This is a genomic window from Roseixanthobacter finlandensis (assembly GCF_043195105.2).
Lineage (GTDB): Bacteria > Pseudomonadota > Alphaproteobacteria > Rhizobiales > Xanthobacteraceae > NCEH01.
This window is the reverse complement of sequence record NZ_CM195536.1, coordinates 3,154,034-3,169,727: the sequence shown is the minus strand read 5'-3', so window position 1 is coordinate 3,169,727 and position 15,694 is coordinate 3,154,034. Positions and strand designations below refer to the sequence as shown.

Below are 15,694 nucleotides of genomic sequence, written 5' to 3'. Positions count from 1 at the left end.
CACCGACCGCGCCGAACCCCTCTCCGCCCTCGACTACAAGCCGGGCCCGCACCTCGATCCGAGAACGAAGGGGTATCGCAAGGGGGGCGGCGGAAGTGAGGGAATAAGATGAGGATGAATTATAATTTATGATGATACTTTCGTTCAGATTTGATATCTGAATATAATTTCGTATTATTTATTTTTATTTGAATTTTTAATGAAATCAAAAAGCCGACCTTCAAGTCTCTCTATTATTTTTTTGTCTGAGACTTTAATATAGTGTTTGGAATAGATTATATCTTGCTTAAATGTACCAGTTATCTTTTGTCCATTTTGAAAGCTTTCGATTAAATGCCATCTAATTAATTCGTTATTAATTGAGTCGCAATAATAATACATCAGCGGATGTGATATAAAGTAAAATGATCCAACTGAGACACGATTGTCCCCCAATGGAAGTTGGCTTATATCAAATACATATTTTTCTCCAGTTATGACGTTTTTATATAATATTGGAAGAGAAAAAGTGCTCGGCTCAATTAATACATTTCCCTTTATAGTGCGTCCAATTCGCCCTGTTATTTTTAGTTTTATTTCTTTAATAATTCCAGTTGGGATAAAATATTTATCTGGTGGGGTTATATATGATGGCGGAGTGATTTTTATATCCCGCGTTATAGTCTTTTCTAATTCAATATCATCAATATTTAATTCTTTTAACAGGCGTTCGATGTCTAATCCATTTTCTAGTTTTGTATTTTTGCAATAATATTGCATTTGCGATGATTCGTTCGGCATATGAAAATGTTTTCCGTCGATATATATTAGTTCGGCGTCTTCGATTTGAGCGACAAGTATTTTTTCTCCAAATTCGAGTATTGGCTGTGTATTTTCTGGGGAATTTTTTTGATTCACGATTATAAAATTTGCTTCTGCGGGAAATGTCGGCTTTGAATCATCAAACGTAACCGTAAATATGTCTACAGCGTGTCGTTTTGCTACGGTAATTGCGCCTTCTTGAAATCCAGATGCAGTTACGAAAACGGATTTGTTGGCATTATGATCACGCGCCTTTAAGGCAAATGCTTCTAAATCGGAGGCTGCAGCCTTCCGTTTTCGATTTTTTACTTCTACTAAAACAAGATATCGCAACGTGCCGATCTTGAATCGAATGGTTACATCAAATTGTCGGCCGTTAATAATTTCATTCCATAATACTTCCGCTCCATCTGTTGTAATTGCGTGTATTCCAGCAACTATTCTCTCCAGGTATTCGTCATCTTTGATCATTTAATTCTCCATAAACTCTACGATAATTGTCCATCATTATGTAATTTTGCTCTAATCTGCGGCGATTATATCTAATTTTATTCATTTTTGTGCTAAGCGATTTGTCTGATCGCTTCGCAATGTAGCGCGTTCAAAGTAGTTTTTACCTAAAGAGTTGACGAAAGAAAGCCGATGAGGCGCGAAGAATGGCGCCTCATAACAGTTTCTGAGCGAAGGCTTTATCGATGAGGCCTAACTCCTTGCTGTCTCCCACCCCCTTGCCCCACCCCTTGCCCCACCCCCGCACCTGCGGTAAAAGCCCGCCCATGGGCCGGGACCTCCAGCAGATGCGGGCCGCACCATGAGCGAACTCTTCAGCGCCGCCGACAAACCCTCGACCATCGAACGGCCGAAGGACGAGACGCGCCCCAAGCTCGCGCGGCCGCGCCTGCATAAGGTGATCCTGCTCAATGACGATTACACGCCGCGCGAATTCGTGGTGATGCTGCTGAAAGCCGAGTTCGGCATGAACGAGCCCCAGGCGCTCGGCGTCATGCTCACCGCCCACCGGCGCGGCGCCTGCGTGGTGGCGGTGTTTCCGCGCGATGTGGCGGAAACCAAGTCCGCCCGCGCCTCGGATGCCGCCCGCGCCAAGGGCTATCCCCTGATGTTCACCACAGAACCCGAGGAATAGGCGCCCGATAAATAGGCGCGCCTGAGACAGGGGCGGAGCGTCCCGGCTGGTTTCGCAATTCTTAAGCGTCGCCGCGCGCGCGGCACAAAGATACGCCGCATTTAAAAGCTTCCCTGACCCATGGGAATCGCTGCGAGACCGCTCGCCGCGCGGCCTGGGGGCGTTCGGATCGAGGACGGGGTGGCAGAGCCTTGTAGGGGACGCAGGTTCATCGGCATGGTTCTCATGCCATTTTTCACCGCCGGTTGCGCAATGGCGCCCCTGGATGAAGGCGGGTCGCTCGCCTCTTATTCCGATTTGACCCAGGCGGACGGCCTGCTGGCCAAGTCGAAGCTGCGCATCAGCAAGGACGCCGTGCTCGCGGCGAAAACCGTGCGCATCGTGCCGACCGTCTTCGCCGGGGCCGCCTCGCACGACACGATTTCAGAGGATCAGCGCAAGCTGGTCGCCAATGCGGTGGATCGCTCGCTCTGCGCCGGGCTCAGCGAACGCTTCCAGGTGGTCGATGCCGCCGAACCCGCGGATCTCACGGTCCATGCCGTGGTCACCAACATGGCGGCGACGAACGAAGCCGCGGTCGCGGCCACAAAGATCGCCTCGGTGGCGAAATCCATCCTGTTGCCGGGCATTCCGGTGCCCACGCCGCGGCTTCCCATCGGCCTCGGCAGCCTGTCCATGGAGGCCGAGGCGCGCGGCTCCGGCGGCGCGCAGGAGGCGGCCATGGTGTGGGGGCGGGGCGCCAATTTCCTGTCGGGCTCGGCGCGGGTCTCCAGCTCGGGCGATGCCTACGAACTGGCCAGCGCCTTCGGCGACGATTTCAGCAAGCTTCTGGTGACCGGGGAAAACCCGTTCAAGAATCTGTCCGGCCCGCCCTCCATGGAGCGGCTCCAGTCGCTGGCGGGCGGCGCGCCGAAATATTCGGCCTGCGCGGTGTTCGGACGCGAGCAGGGGGTCGGCGGGCTTCTCAGCGGCGCCGTCGGGTTGCCCCCGGAATGGACCGACAAGGGCGCCGGCGGTTCCCCGCCCGTGACGCAGGCGGCGGCGCAATAGCGCGATCGCAGCACTTGGCAGCGCAGGGTGATGTGCGTGCGGCCTGCGTGGGTCTGCGCCAGGCCGGCCCATTGTCACGGAACGAGATAATGGGCGGCATTCAATCTCGATGCGGTTTCCGCTATAGCTTACGGCTGGCCTTTTGCCGGAAGGCGCGGCCGGGCAGGCGGGTTCCCTCATGGAGTTGCACTTCCTCACGCTCTATTGCGTGATCATCCTGGTATCCATCGCCCTTTCCATCGTCTGGGCCGCCATCGCCTTCGAATATGCCACCTTTCACGCCGCGCGCCTGTGGCTCGGCGGTTGCGGGCTGATCACCGCTGGCGGGCTCGCCTTGCCGTTCCAGCACATGACCGCCTCCATGCTGCCCGCCGTGGGCGGCAATGGCATGATCGTCGCCGGCTTCTGGCTGTTGTGGCTGGGCGCCTGGCGCTTCCATGGCCGGCCCGGCGGATGGAGCCTCGTCGTGCTCGCCACGGCTGCCAGCGTTGTCGCCATGGTCCTCGCCTTCGGCAGCGGCATCGCCCTGGCCCTCGTCTATGCCGTGGCCCAGTCGCTCCCCATGGCCCTCAGCGTCGTGTTCCTGATGTCCGGCGGCCGCCGGACGGTGGGGAGTGCCATCACATGCGGCGGGATCTTCATCGGGCTCGCCGGCCATGGGACCGTGATGCTGATCAATCTGTGGAGCCTCTCCGGCCGCGCGCCGTTCACCGATTTCGGCCAGATCGCCGCCCTCACCATGCTCGGCGTGATCTTCAGCGGCATCCTGTGGAATTTCGGCTTCGCGGTGATGACCATCGACCAATTGCGCGGCGAGGTCGCAGTGCTGGCGCAGGTCGATGCACTCACCGGCGTTTGGAACCGCCGCAAGTTCGAGGAACAGATCGCCTTTGAGCACGCGCGCACGCTGCGGACCGCCCGGTCCTATGTGCTGCTGTTGCTGGACCTGGACAATTTCAAACAGGTCAACGACCGTTTCGGCCACGGTGCCGGTGACCGCAGTCTCGTCCATTTCGCCACGATTGCCGCGAGCCGCATCCGCCAGACCGATCTTCTGGCCCGGCTCGGGGGCGATGAATTCTGCATCCTGATGCCGGAGACCGTGGCCGCGGAGGCCCGCCTGGTCGGTCTCGACATCGCCAGCGCCCTGGCGGAGCACCCCTTCGTGCATGAGGGTCGTGAGGTGCGGCTTACCTGCAGCATCGGCGTCGCAGAGGGAACGCCGGGCGTGGCGAACCCGCAGGCGACGCTGGAGAGCGCCGATCGCGCGCTCTATCAGGTGAAGGCCGACGGCCGGGACGGGGTCGCGGTCGGCTCGTTCTGAGTGCGTGCGGCCTGCGCGGCGTGCTCACGGCACGAGATAATGGGCGGTCCAATCCTTCTTCGGCACCGCATTGCCCAGCGTATAATCGAACGAGAGCACGCTCATGCCGTCGGCGCTGGTGCGGCAGGAATAGGAAAGGCGATACCAGGTCTCGCCGCTGCGCACCGCCGCGCCCGGCGCCTTGATGGCGGTGCCGGACACCTGCGTGTCGCCGAAGGCATAGGCCACCAGCTCGTCGGGATGCAGATCCTTGCGCGCACGGCTGATCTCGCCCATGGCGCGGGCGTTGCAGCGCTGCTCCATGCGTGTGCCGGGCGCGAGCGAGAGCATCTCCTTGTCGTGCACGCCGCTGGTGAAGGTCTGGCGGCTGTGGGAAGCCGCGCGGGCGCCGCTCGTGCCCAGCACCGCAAGGGCCAGCAGGGGGAGCGCGCAAAAGGGGAGGGGACGACGAATCAAAGCGTGCGTTTCCAGTGTTGCGACGCACGAAACCGCAACATCTGTATGGCGAAGGTGAGGCCGCGCCTTATACCAATGGCCAATATGCGTCACGCATCGGCCATTTGATCACGCCGGTGCGACATCGCCCCGCGCGCCGCCTCAGTGCTCCAAGTCCTTGTCGATCAGCTTGAAGGCGGGATCAAACTTCAGGTCGTAGATGTGCCCATCGCGGCACTTGGCATTGTCCACTTCGAAAATGCCGTCGTCGACCTTGATGAAGCCCTCGGTGCAGCCTTCCGCTTCCATCGCCGCCACAACCTTGGCGCGCTCGGCATCGGTGGGTGCGCGGTCGGCGAAGGCGGGCGCGGCGGTGAAGAGCAAGGCGCCGCAGATCAGGACGCCGCAGGTCAGGACTAGGCGTTTCGGGGCAAGGCGTTGCATCGTGCATTCCTTCAGGCGGGGCGGGAGAGCATTTTCGCCGCGCGGCAGCCCCCTGCCGCAAGCTTTGCTGTAGCCGATGAAGGCTTCCGCTTCAAAGACTTCAGCCCGCCTGCGACATCAGATCCGCGGCTCGCGCGCATCGTGCTAGAACGCGCGCGGCGGTTGTCCCCGCCGTCCGCGATGCCCCTCGCCCGCGCGCGCAAAAAATCGCGTCCCGGCTCAGTCGCGCAAGCGGCCCTTGTTCGGCTTGGCCTTGCCGCCCTTGCCGGCGCCCGGCGCCTTGGGGGGATATTTCGCGCCGGCCGCTTTCGGCGGGCGCGCCTTGCCGAACGCGCCCTTCACGTCGGTGCGGCCGGAGCCGGCGGGCCGCTCGATGGCGGCGGGGTCGTAGGCCGGCTTGCGGGACTTGCTGAAGCTCGGCCGGCGCACCGCGGGTGCGGGATCGCCGGTCAAGGGCTCGATGGGCACATCCCCGCCTTCGGAGGCGCGGGCATTCGCCAGGAAACTCTCGGCCAGGTCCTCGGCGATCTCGAACACGGTCTCGCTGTCGAAGATGCGGATCGAGCCGATGTCCTGCTTGGTGACGACGCCGCGCCGGCAGATCAGCGGCAGCAGCCATTTGGGATCGGCATTCTTGCGCCGGCCCACCGGCATGCGGAACCACACACTCTCCCCGCCGGGACCACCGGCGCCGCCGGCCCGGCTTTCGCGCGGCGCGCGCTCGGGGCGGCGCTCCTCGCGGTCGGCATCGCGCAGGCGCACGGCGTTGCGGCCCTCGCCGGGGTCGAGCACATCTTCCGGCGCGGGCAGGCGATCGCGATAGAGCCGCGCGAGAGCGGCGGCGACCTGCTCGGGCGAGCGCTCGGCGAGGATCGCCTGGGCGAGGACCAGATCCTCGGGCGAGGGCTCCTCGTTCAGCAGCGGATCGGCGAGCATGCGCTCCTGGTCGAGCCGGCGGATGTCCTCGGCGCTGGGTGGTCCGCTCCAGAGCGGCACCACATTGGCGAAGTGAAGCAATTGCTCGGCCCGGCGGCGGCGCGAGGGCGGCACGAGCAGCACGCTTACCCCCTTGCGGCCGGCGCGGCCGGTGCGGCCGGAGCGATGCTGGAGGCTCTCTGAATCGTGCGGCAGATCGGCATGGATGACGAGGCCGAGATTGGGCAGATCAATGCCGCGCGCGGCGACATCGGTGGCGACGCAGACGCGCGCACGCCCGTCACGCAGCGCCTGGAGCGCCTGGTTGCGTTCGTTCTGGCCCATCTCGCCGGAGAGGCCGACGCCGGCGAAGCCGCGCTCCTGCAAGGTGGAGAGTAGGTGCCGCACACTCTCGCGGGTGTTGCAGAACACGATGGCCGAGGGGGATTCGAAATAGCGCAGCAGGTTGACCACCGCGTGCTCCATCTCCTTGGGCACGATGCGCACGGCGCGATATTCGATGTCGGCATGCCCGCCCTGGGTGTTCGCCACCTCGATGCGCATGGCATCGTGCTGGTAGCGCTTGGCGAGCGCGACGATGCCGCGCGGCAGGGTGGCGGAGAACAGCAGGCTGCGGCGGGTCTCCGGCGCGGCGGAGAGGATGAATTCCAGATCCTCGCGGAAGCCGAGGTCGAGCATCTCGTCTGCTTCGTCCAAAACCGCCACCTGGAGGGCGGAGAGATCCAGCCCGCCGCGCTCGATATGGTCGCGCAGACGGCCGGGGGTGCCGACCACGATGTGCACGCCGTCGGACAGCAGGCGGCGTTCGCGGCGCGGGTCCATGCCGCCGACGCAGGCGACGATGCGCGCCCGCGCGTTCTCGTACAGCCATTCCAGCTCGCGGTGCACCTGCAGGGCGAGTTCGCGCGTGGGCGCCACGATCAGCGCCTGCGGCGCGCCGGCGGCGCCAAAGAATTCGGCTTCCCCGAGCAGGGTTTCGGCGATCGCAAGGCCGTAGGCGACGGTCTTGCCGGAGCCGGTCTGGGCCGAGACCAGCAGATCGCGCCCGGCGGTCTCAGGGGCGAGCACGGCCGCCTGCACGGGCGTCGGCTCGTTATAGTCGCGGGCCGCGAGGGCGCGGGCAATGGACGGGGAGGGGGTCGAGAAAGCCAAAGGCGAAACCTGTTTTCGATGAGGCGCAAGCGCCGTGTGGCGCCTCCTTCGGGAAGCGCTGGATGGGGTAGCGATACGGCACGGGCATGCACCCTTTGCGACAGGGCTCCGCCCCGCGCGGCCGTGACGCGAAATGAAAATGCGCCTCCTTCTAGCCGAGGGCGTGGCGGGAAGCCATTGAATCCGTGCAAAACCGCGCGCGCACCAGACCCGCGCCCCACGCCGGGGCCGGTCTCGGAGCGTCCGGGTCACTAAGACGCGAGGCGGTTGCGCCGGGCATGGCACCGGGGCGATGATCCCTGCGGGGCGGGATTGAACCTCGCGGCCGCCCGAGCCCGCAGGAAATGCGGTGCATCGGGCGCACTATCGGGAGACGCTTCATGACATCCTCCTTCAGTCCCTCCGCGCCCGCGCCCTCCGCGCCGGAGTCGTCCGCGCCCGACGCGGGCTTGTCCCGCCGCGATGCGCTGGTGCTCGGCAGCGCCGCGATCGCCGCCAGCGTGTTCATGCCCCACGTGGCGCGGGCGGCGGCGCCGTTCGTAATACCTCCGCTGCCCTATGCGGAAGACGCGCTGGCGCCCACCATCTCGGCCCGCACCGTGGGCCTGCACTACGGCAAGCACACCAAGGGCTATTACGACAAGGTCAATGCCCTCTCGACCGGCAAGCCCTATGCCGACATGACGCTTTCGGAAATCGTCGTCGCCTCGAAGCAGGCGGGCGATACCGCCATGTTCAACCAGGCCGCCCAGGCGTGGAACCACGATCTGTATTGGGCGAGCTTCAAGGGGGGCCCAGCCGCGCCTACCGGGGCGTTTGCGAAAGCCGTCGAGGCGGACTTCAAATCGCTCGACGCGCTCAACCGCAAGATGGTCGAGACCGGCGACGGCGTGTTCGGCACTGGCTGGGCCTGGCTGGTGCGCGACGGCGATCGCCTGGCCGTGCTCGGCCTGAAGGACGGCGCCAACCCGCTACCCGACGGCAAGAAGGTGTTGCTCGGCATCGATGTGTGGGAGCACGCCTATTATCTCGACTATGAGAACAGGCGCACTGCCCATGTGGAAGCGGTGCTGAAGGATCGTGTGAACTGGCAGGTGGTCGGCGACCGCTTCGCCTGAGCGTGGCTCGCCCGTCCCCGGCGGCCCGCGCGGTCTGCGCGCGGGCGGTGCCGGTCAGATGCCGATATCGTCCAGCTTGACGCCGGTGGTCTCGATGCGGAACTGCCAGGTGATCCAGGCGCCCAGCAGCGAGGTTGCGACCAGGATATAGAGCAGCGGCTTGGTGCCGAGGTCCAGCAGCAGGATCGGGAACAGGAAGGCGGTGAGCACCGCGCCGATCTTGGCGAAGGCGGCCGCAAATCCCGCGCCGCGCCCGCGGATGTGGGTGGGAAATACCTCGCCGGCGAGAAGGTAGGTCTGCGCGTTCGGTCCCATGTTGGTCATGAAATTGAACAGCATGAAGCCGGTATAGATCAGGAAGATCTGCGCCCCGCCGGTATAGTCCACGGAGAAAGAGGCAATCAGCAGCCCCGCCGCGCAGCCGATGAAGCCGAACACCTGGAGCGGGATGCGCCCGACCTTGTCCGCCAGCATGACGGCGGCGCAGATTCCGACGATCAGCAGCAGGTCGATGAAGGCCGCGCCCTCCGCCGCCAGCATGTCGCTGGCGATGATGTCGGTGAGGTCGTGGTTCACGCTGGCATGCGAGCCGATGGCGGCGGCGAGGATGGTGGGGGTGAAGATGCCGATGCCATAGGTGCCGAGATCCTGGAGGAACCAGGGCACGGAGGCGAGGATGGTGGCGCGCAGGTTCTTCGCCTTGAACAGGGCCCACAGGTTGCGCTCGTGGTGCGGATGGGCGTGGGGATGGCGCGCCTTGAGCTTGATTTCCTTAGGGTAGTCCGGCTTGCGCTTGAGCAGCTTGTGGACTTCGCGCTCGGCTTCCGCCATGCGGCCGTGGGCCGCCAGCCAATGGCCGCTCTCGGTCACGTAGAAGCGCCCGACTAGCACGATGACGGCGGGAATGATGGCGGTGGCATACATCATCCGCCACGCCGCAAGTTCCGGGGCGAAGGTGAGGATGAGATAGCCGACGCCGGTACCCACCAGGGCGCCCACCGCCTGGAAGCCGAAGGCGCTGAGCACCAGGCGGCCGCGCGCGCTGGAGGGAATGCTTTCCGAAATCACCAGATGGGCGGTGGGATAATCGCATCCCAGCGCCACGCCCACGCCGAACAGGAAGAACACCATCCAATAGAAATTCGGCGCCACAGACAGCAGCACCAGGAACAGGATGAACAGCGCCATCTCGGCGATGAACATCAGTTTTCGGCCGAACTGGTCCGCAAGGCCGCCGAGGAACAGGGCGCCGATCAGGATGCCGAACAGGCTCGCCGCGCCGACCAGGCCGTGCTCGAACGCGCCCATGGAGAATTCCACCGCCATCAGCGGCATGGCGACGCCGGTCATGAACACGACCAGACCCTCGAAGAATTTTCCCGCCGCCGCGAGCCCCCAAATGCGCCATTGCATGGCCGTCATGGGCGTTACGGAAACTTCCGTCCCGTCACGCCACAGCGGGCGCTCATCGATATATTCCTGAACGGAACGGGCTTCCACCGCCGGTGCCGATGGGTTCGGCATATGCATATCGTTCATGAGCAATCCCCCGCGATCCCCGCACAGATGCGCACCACAGATGAATACCGTATGACAGGGGTACCCTGGTGGCCGGGCGAACTCTCGGATATGAAAGGCTTTTACACGGGAGGCTCGGGGATGGCGGCGTGTTTCGAAGGGCTCGGTCGGCCCATCTTTGCCCTTGCGGGATTGGCGCTCGCGGGCGTCGTGGCCGGATGCCAGGCGCCGGGGCCGAGCTGGGGCACGGGCGCCGTGGTGGAGACCGGGCCGTTCGACAGCGTTTCGGAAACGGTTGTCGGCATTCCTGCGCCGACCGCCGGGCCGCGCGTGTTCCAATGCAGCGGACCCTGGGCGCCCACCACCACGGAAGTCAATCTGATCGCCGATTTCGGCGCGCAGGCCATCACCCGCGCAGATGTGCAGGAGCCGGACGGCTCCACCGGCCCCGGCTCGGTGCTGCTGGCGGGCGATTCAAAGCTTCGGGTCGATATCGCCTGGGCCGACGGGCTCGGCTACACCGTGCCGACCCGCGCCGCCTTCACCGAGGAAAGCGCCTGGAGCGTCGCCGGCGTGCGCATCGGCGCCTCGCTGGCCGATGTCGAGCGGGCGAACGGGCGCCCGTTCCGCATCCAGGGCTTCGGCGGCAATGCCGGCGGCGTGGTGGTGGACTGGCAGAAGGGCGCGCTCGGCAACATGCCCGGCCCGTGCCGGCTGGGCGTGCAGTTCGCGCTGACGGCGGAAGCCTCGAACGGCGGGCAGGCGAAGGTTTCCGGGCCGAAAATATTCCTGTCGTCCGATCCCAATATCCGCGCGCTGAAACCGATTGTCGGTCTGTTCTGGGTGAATTATCGCTGGTAAGTCGCTAAGGCCGCGGATCCGCCGGGAGGGCTGGGGCGGCGTCAACGGAGACCTGTCATGTCTAAAGCCAAGATGCCGGAGCGCAAGTCGTCCCGTCGCACACTCGTGCTCGCCTTCACCTTGGGCATCGCCTGCACGCTTGGTGCAAATGCGCTGATGTCCACGGCGCGCGCCAACCAGCCGTTCATGGACGCCGCGCTCGCCTCGCTGCGGGCGGCGCGCGCCAATTTGGTCCAAGCCGAGCCCAATAAGGGCGGACATCGCGACCGCGCCATCGAGCTGGTGGATGGCGCCATCAATCAGGTGGAGCTGGGTATCGCGTTCGCCGCCGGCCGGTGAGCTGGCGCGCTTCACCTGCGCGTTCAGCAAAGATCAGCGGCTGACAGTGGAAAAAAGGTCGCCACTGCCAGCCGCCAGTCCACCGCAAGCCCCCCGACTTGCGATGATTTCAGGCGCCCGGCGCGATCCGCGAGGGGTAGGCGAGCGCGGTCTCGCACCATTTCGCGACGCGCAGCAGCTTCACGTCCTCGCCGAACGGCGCCACCAGCTGGATGCCGAGCGGCAGGCCGCGCGGCCCGGTTCCTGCCGGCAAAGCGATGGCAGGCACGCCGATCGTGGTCCACGGCACGCACAGGCCGGGATCGCCGGTTTCGCCAAGCCCCTCGGGGGCTTCTCCCGTCGCCGGCGCGGTCAGCAGAGCATCGAAGCCCGCGAGCACGCGCGTGAACTCCGCCCGTAGCGCCAATTGCGCCGCGCGGGCAGCAAGATAATCGGTGGCCGTGATCGCGGCGCCCCGCTCCACCAGCGCTTGCAGGCGGGCGGAGGTCTTGTCCGGGAAACGGGCCACCAGATCACCGAAATTGGCCGCACCCTCAGCGCCGCACACGGTCGCGGAAATCGCCGGCAACTCGGCGAACGCCTCCGGCAGCGTCACCGCCTGCACCGTGGCGCCCGAACCGGCGAACCGCGCCGCCGCCATCTCCATGAGCGCGATCTGGCTGTCCTCCAGCGCCGGCGCACCGGCCGGGCGAAGCCAAGCGATGCGCGGCGCCGGGAAGGGCGTGACGCCAGCGACGCCGAACGGGAAAATCGTGCGCCGCGCGGTGCCGGGCCCACCCGCCAGCAGTGACAGCACGAAGGCGGCATCGTCCACGCTGCGGGCGAACAGGCCGAGATGGTCCAGAGATTGGGAGAGATCGTGCACGCCCTTGAGGGCGATGGTGCCATGGCTCGGCTTTAGCCCGACCACGCCGCAATAGGCGGCAGGGCGCAGGATCGAGCCCAGGGTCTGGGTGCCCAGCGCCACCTGCACCGAGCCGCTGGCGACCGAGGCCGCCGAGCCCGAGGAGGAGCCGCCGGGCGTGTGGCCGAGATTCCAGGGATTGCGGGTAGGGCCGGGCTCGCGCCAGGCGAATTCGGTGGTGATGGTCTTGCCGAGGATCGTCGCGCCGAGATCCTTCAGGCGGCCAACCACATACGCGTCCTCCGCCGGCTGATGGTCCGCATAGACGGCCGAGCCATAGGTGGTGGGCATGTCGGCGGTGGCGATGAGGTCCTTCACGCCGACCGCGACGCCGGTGAGCGGCCCGGCGCCAGAGGTCGCGCCCTGTGTCGCGGAAGGCGCTTCGGCGGGGAGATGGGCGAAGGCACGAAGCTCACCTTCCAGGGCGCGCGCGCGCGCATGGCTGGCGGCGATCAGATCCTGGGGCAAAGCTTCGCCTGCGGCCAGGGCGCGCACGATGTCGAGCACGCCGGCGCTGGTCTTGAGGGCGGTCATGGGAAGGTCCGGAGCGGGAGGAATGCAGGCGGGACGCATCGTCCGGGCGGGCGGGACCACGCCATGCGCGGCGCGGGTGGGTTACCTTCCTTTGGAAGGGCGCACCGGTGGCGCGGCGCCATGGCCGAGATGTGCCGGTCCCGGGTCGAGGTCCGTGAAGCGAGGTCCGTGAAGCGGGGCTCCGGCGGCGAAGGGTGAGAACCCCGCCGAAGCCCCCTGACGCACGAAAGTCTGCGCGTCAGTTCGTGGGCATGGCCATGGCCTTGTCCATATAGGTGCGCGGCACGAAGGTCTTGTAGTCGGGCTGGCCGGAGAGATTGCCGAGCGCGATCTGGGTGTCGAGCGCGAGGGTCAGCGCGGCCGGGGTAATGTCGACGCTGGTGGGATAGACGTTGTCAGCCAGCATGCGCTTGGTGGCGGCGGCGACCACATCGGGATCAAGCTTCGGGAATTCCTTCTGCGCGATCTCGATGGTGCGGGCCTCATTCTTGTGCATGAAGCGAACCGCCATCTCCAGGCCGTTGGTCAGGCGCTGGGCGAGATCGGGATCGACATCGGTGCGGGCGGTGATGGTGGAGAACGCATAGGGGCCGTACAGCTTGGGAAAGCCGAGCACGACCTTCATGCCCTTGGCCACCACCTGGTCGAGGCCGGGTTCGTACATGACCGCGACCTTGGCCTGGCCGGCGACGAAGGGACCGGGCTCGGTGCCGAGCGGAACCTGGATCATCTCCACGTCCTTATTGGCATCCATGCCGTTTTCCTTCATCAGCTTGATGAGCAGCGAGGTGCTGGTGGTGGGCATCAAGCCGGTGACGATCTTCTGGCCCTTCAGGTCCTTGACGCTGTCGAACTTGAAGTCGGGCGTCGCGGCGATCCACACGGCGGCACCATTCACCACATTGGCGATGGTGTTCACCGGCGCGCCCTTGGAAGCGGCGATCGCCGTCCATTCCGGGCCGTGCAGGGAGAATTGCGCGCTCTTCGAGATCACGGCCGAGAGGGCGACCGAGCCCGAGCCGGCGCTTTCCTTGGAGAGATCAAGGCCCTGCTTTTCGAAGAAGCCCTCGTCCATGGCCACGTAGAGCGGGAGATAGAGCATGGACTGGAAGGCCTGGGAAATGGTGGCCTTCTTCATTTCCACGGCGGAGGCCGGAGCGAGCGCGGCGGAGGAAAGCGCAAGGGCGAGGGAAAAGGCGCCCAGTTTCGGCAAAAATGTCATGTCGGCGTATCTCCTGAAGGAAGAGGTCAAACGTTGATCTGGGAACCGCCCATCTGTTGCTTCCAGGGAAGCAGGCGCTGTTCGGTGATTTCGACCATGTGGTAGAAGATGAAGCCCACCAGCATCAGCGTGAACAGGCCAGCCCAGACTGTATTGAGGTCATACAGGCTTGAGGCGACATAGATCACATGGCCGAGGCCGTGCTGGGAGGAGATGAATTCGCCCACCACGGCACCCACCAGCGCGAAGCCGATATTGATGCGGAAGGTGGCGATGATGGCCGGCAACGTGGACGGCGTGATCACCCGCTTGAAGATCTGGTGCTTGCTGGCGCCCATGGAGAACAGCAGCGCTTGCAGATCCTTGTCCGCGTCCTTCGCCGCCTGATAGGCGGTGATGAGCGCGACGATGGAGGTGAGCGAGATGGCGAGCGCCACCTTGGATGTCAGCCCGGTGCCGAACCACAGGATGATGATCGGCGCGAGCGCGATCTTCGGCACCGAATTGATGGCTGCGATGAACGGCTCCACCAAGCGGGCGACGAAGGCCGAATACCAGAGCGTCAGCCCGATCACCGAGCCGATCACGGTGCCGAAGGCAAAGCCGAGGATCGCCTCGAACACCGTATAGCCGGTGTCGACGAACAGCGAGCCGTCGGCGACCATCGAGACCAGCACGTGCAGCACGCCGCTCGGCTGTCCCACGAGGAAGGCATTGAGCCATTCCATCCGCACCGCCATTTCCCAGAGCAGGAAGAAGGCGACGACGGCCAGGATCTGCAGCGCGCTGCGGCCGGCCGTGGAATCGAAGACATTGCGCCGCTTGCTGGCACGCAGGTGCCTGCGGACGCTGGTTTTTGCGAGTTGAGCCATCTCAGTCATGCGCTCGCCCTGGTCTGAATATCGAGTTCCGCACACAGCGTGTTGAAATAGCCCGAGAAACGCGGGTCGCTGCGCGCTGCGATGGGGGAATGCTCGTTGAGCGCGATATCGTGAACCGCCTTCACCCGGGCCGGGCGCTGGCTGAGCACGACCACGCGCTTGGAGAGCGCGACCGCCTCGTCGATGTCGTGGGTGACGAGAATCACGGTCTTGTGGAAGGTCTCCACCGCTTCCATCAGGATGCCTTCCAGATAGAGGCGGGTCTGGTAGTCGAGCGCGGAGAACGGCTCGTCCAGGAGCAGGATGTCGGGGTCCAGCACCAGGGTGCGGATCAGCGCCACGCGCTGGCGCATGCCGCCCGAGAGCATCTTGGGATAGGCGTTCTCGAAGCCCGACAGGCCGAAGGTGGACAGATATTCGCGGGCCGTATCCATGGCCTGGCGCGGATCGACGCCCTTCGTCTCCAGCCCGAGCAGGACGTTGTCCAGCACCGTGCGCCAGGGGAAGAGCAGATCCTTCTGCATCATGTAGCCGACCTTGCCACGCAGGCTGTCCACCTCCTGGCCGCGATACATGAGCATGCCTTCGTCTGGGTCGACGAGACCGGCGATGATGTTGAACACCGTCGTCTTGCCGCAGCCGCTGGGGCCGATGATGCTGACGAAGTCGCGTTCGTGGATGTCGAAGGTCAGGCCATCGAGCACCTGGGTGGGACCCTGCTTTCCGGGAAAGCTCTTTCGGATGCCGTTGAGGCGCAGTTGCACTTTAGGTGATGACATGGCGTCTCCTGTCTGCCGCCAGTCCATAGGCAACCGCTGTGCCACACGGAAAAAATGTTGCAGCGCAAGGAACTTCGGGTTCGTGAGGCTGACGTCCCATAAATAGGCACATCGTTTAATGCCCGCCTTTGAGGCAGGTGCCGCGTTTTCATGCATAATGAATGCAAAATCACAACGCCGTTACGGCACCCGTGCATTTTGCTGTCGGCCGGGGCACCATGGCGCGCGAAGCGGACCGGATCGCGGTGTGGC

Annotated in this window: 15 protein-coding genes; 6 read left to right on the top strand and 9 right to left on the bottom strand. The window is 64.1% G+C overall.

What is annotated here, in order from left to right:
• Nucleotides 1-174 precede the first annotated feature (174 nt).
• Nucleotides 175-1,272: a restriction endonuclease gene (locus V5G24_RS15040; protein ID WP_394081560.1), complete on the bottom strand. Its 1,098-nt coding sequence runs from the start codon at nt 1,270-1,272 to the stop codon at nt 175-177.
• 340 nt (nt 1,273-1,612) lie between these two features.
• On the opposite strand from V5G24_RS15040, the gene clpS reads away from it, so the two are divergent.
• From clpS to V5G24_RS15025, 3 genes are all read left to right on the top strand, one after another.
• A complete protein-coding gene (gene clpS / locus V5G24_RS15035) occupies nt 1,613-1,945 on the top strand; it encodes an ATP-dependent Clp protease adapter ClpS (protein WP_394081562.1) in 333 nt (110 codons plus the stop codon).
• Nucleotides 1,946-2,197: 252 nt separating this feature from the next.
• The gene (locus tag V5G24_RS15030; RefSeq protein ID WP_394081564.1) at nt 2,198-2,995 is read left to right on the top strand and encodes a DUF3313 domain-containing protein; all 798 of its coding nucleotides are present in this window, start codon (nt 2,198-2,200) and stop codon (nt 2,993-2,995) included.
• A gap of 178 nt (nt 2,996-3,173) precedes the next feature.
• Nucleotides 3,174-4,319 (top strand): GGDEF domain-containing protein, encoded by a 1,146-nt coding sequence (locus V5G24_RS15025; protein WP_394081566.1) that lies wholly within the window; start codon nt 3,174-3,176, stop codon nt 4,317-4,319.
• Between the two features lie 24 nt (nt 4,320-4,343).
• Here V5G24_RS15025 and V5G24_RS15020 read toward each other — a convergent pair whose 3' ends face one another.
• The 3 genes from V5G24_RS15020 to V5G24_RS15010 form a co-directional block, all read right to left on the bottom strand.
• A complete protein-coding gene (locus V5G24_RS15020; protein WP_394081568.1) occupies nt 4,344-4,775 on the bottom strand; it encodes a DUF930 domain-containing protein in 432 nt (143 codons plus the stop codon).
• 141 nt (nt 4,776-4,916) lie between these two features.
• Nucleotides 4,917-5,198: a PepSY domain-containing protein gene (locus tag V5G24_RS15015; RefSeq protein WP_394081570.1), complete on the bottom strand. Its 282-nt coding sequence runs from the start codon at nt 5,196-5,198 to the stop codon at nt 4,917-4,919.
• A gap of 219 nt (nt 5,199-5,417) precedes the next feature.
• Nucleotides 5,418-7,286: a DEAD/DEAH box helicase gene (locus tag V5G24_RS15010; RefSeq protein ID WP_394081572.1), complete on the bottom strand. Its 1,869-nt coding sequence runs from the start codon at nt 7,284-7,286 to the stop codon at nt 5,418-5,420.
• 380 nt (nt 7,287-7,666) lie between these two features.
• Here V5G24_RS15010 and V5G24_RS15005 point away from each other — a divergent pair, with 380 nt between their 5' ends.
• On the top strand, nt 7,667-8,404 hold the full coding sequence (locus tag V5G24_RS15005) for a superoxide dismutase (protein ID WP_394081574.1): 738 nt from the start codon (nt 7,667-7,669) through the stop codon (nt 8,402-8,404).
• A gap of 54 nt (nt 8,405-8,458) precedes the next feature.
• Here the strand turns inward: V5G24_RS15005 and V5G24_RS15000 are convergent, their stop codons facing one another.
• On the bottom strand, nt 8,459-9,943 hold the full coding sequence (locus V5G24_RS15000) for an MFS transporter (RefSeq protein ID WP_394081576.1): 1,485 nt from the start codon (nt 9,941-9,943) through the stop codon (nt 8,459-8,461).
• A 120-nt stretch (nt 9,944-10,063) separates the two neighbouring features.
• On the opposite strand from V5G24_RS15000, the gene V5G24_RS14995 reads away from it, so the two are divergent.
• Together V5G24_RS14995 and V5G24_RS14990 are read left to right on the top strand one after the other, a co-directional pair.
• Nucleotides 10,064-10,783, top strand: a complete 720-nt coding sequence (locus V5G24_RS14995) for a hypothetical protein (RefSeq protein ID WP_394081578.1) — start codon at nt 10,064-10,066, stop codon at nt 10,781-10,783.
• 57 nt (nt 10,784-10,840) lie between these two features.
• Nucleotides 10,841-11,122, top strand: coding sequence for a hypothetical protein (locus V5G24_RS14990; protein WP_394081580.1), 282 nt, complete (start codon nt 10,841-10,843; stop codon nt 11,120-11,122).
• A 109-nt stretch (nt 11,123-11,231) separates the two neighbouring features.
• Here the strand turns inward: V5G24_RS14990 and V5G24_RS14985 are convergent, their stop codons facing one another.
• The 4 genes from V5G24_RS14985 to V5G24_RS14970 form a co-directional block, all read right to left on the bottom strand.
• A complete protein-coding gene (locus tag V5G24_RS14985; RefSeq protein WP_394081582.1) occupies nt 11,232-12,560 on the bottom strand; it encodes an amidase in 1,329 nt (442 codons plus the stop codon).
• Between the two features lie 238 nt (nt 12,561-12,798).
• Nucleotides 12,799-13,782 (bottom strand): ABC transporter substrate-binding protein, encoded by a 984-nt coding sequence (locus V5G24_RS14980; RefSeq protein ID WP_394081584.1) that lies wholly within the window; start codon nt 13,780-13,782, stop codon nt 12,799-12,801.
• Between the two features lie 26 nt (nt 13,783-13,808).
• The gene (locus V5G24_RS14975) at nt 13,809-14,663 is read right to left on the bottom strand and encodes an ABC transporter permease (protein WP_394081586.1); all 855 of its coding nucleotides are present in this window, start codon (nt 14,661-14,663) and stop codon (nt 13,809-13,811) included.
• A complete protein-coding gene (locus tag V5G24_RS14970) occupies nt 14,660-15,442 on the bottom strand; it encodes an ABC transporter ATP-binding protein (RefSeq protein WP_394069108.1) in 783 nt (260 codons plus the stop codon). Before V5G24_RS14970 ends, V5G24_RS14975 begins: the two co-directional genes overlap by 4 nt.
• Between the last annotated feature and the right edge of the window lie 252 nt (nt 15,443-15,694).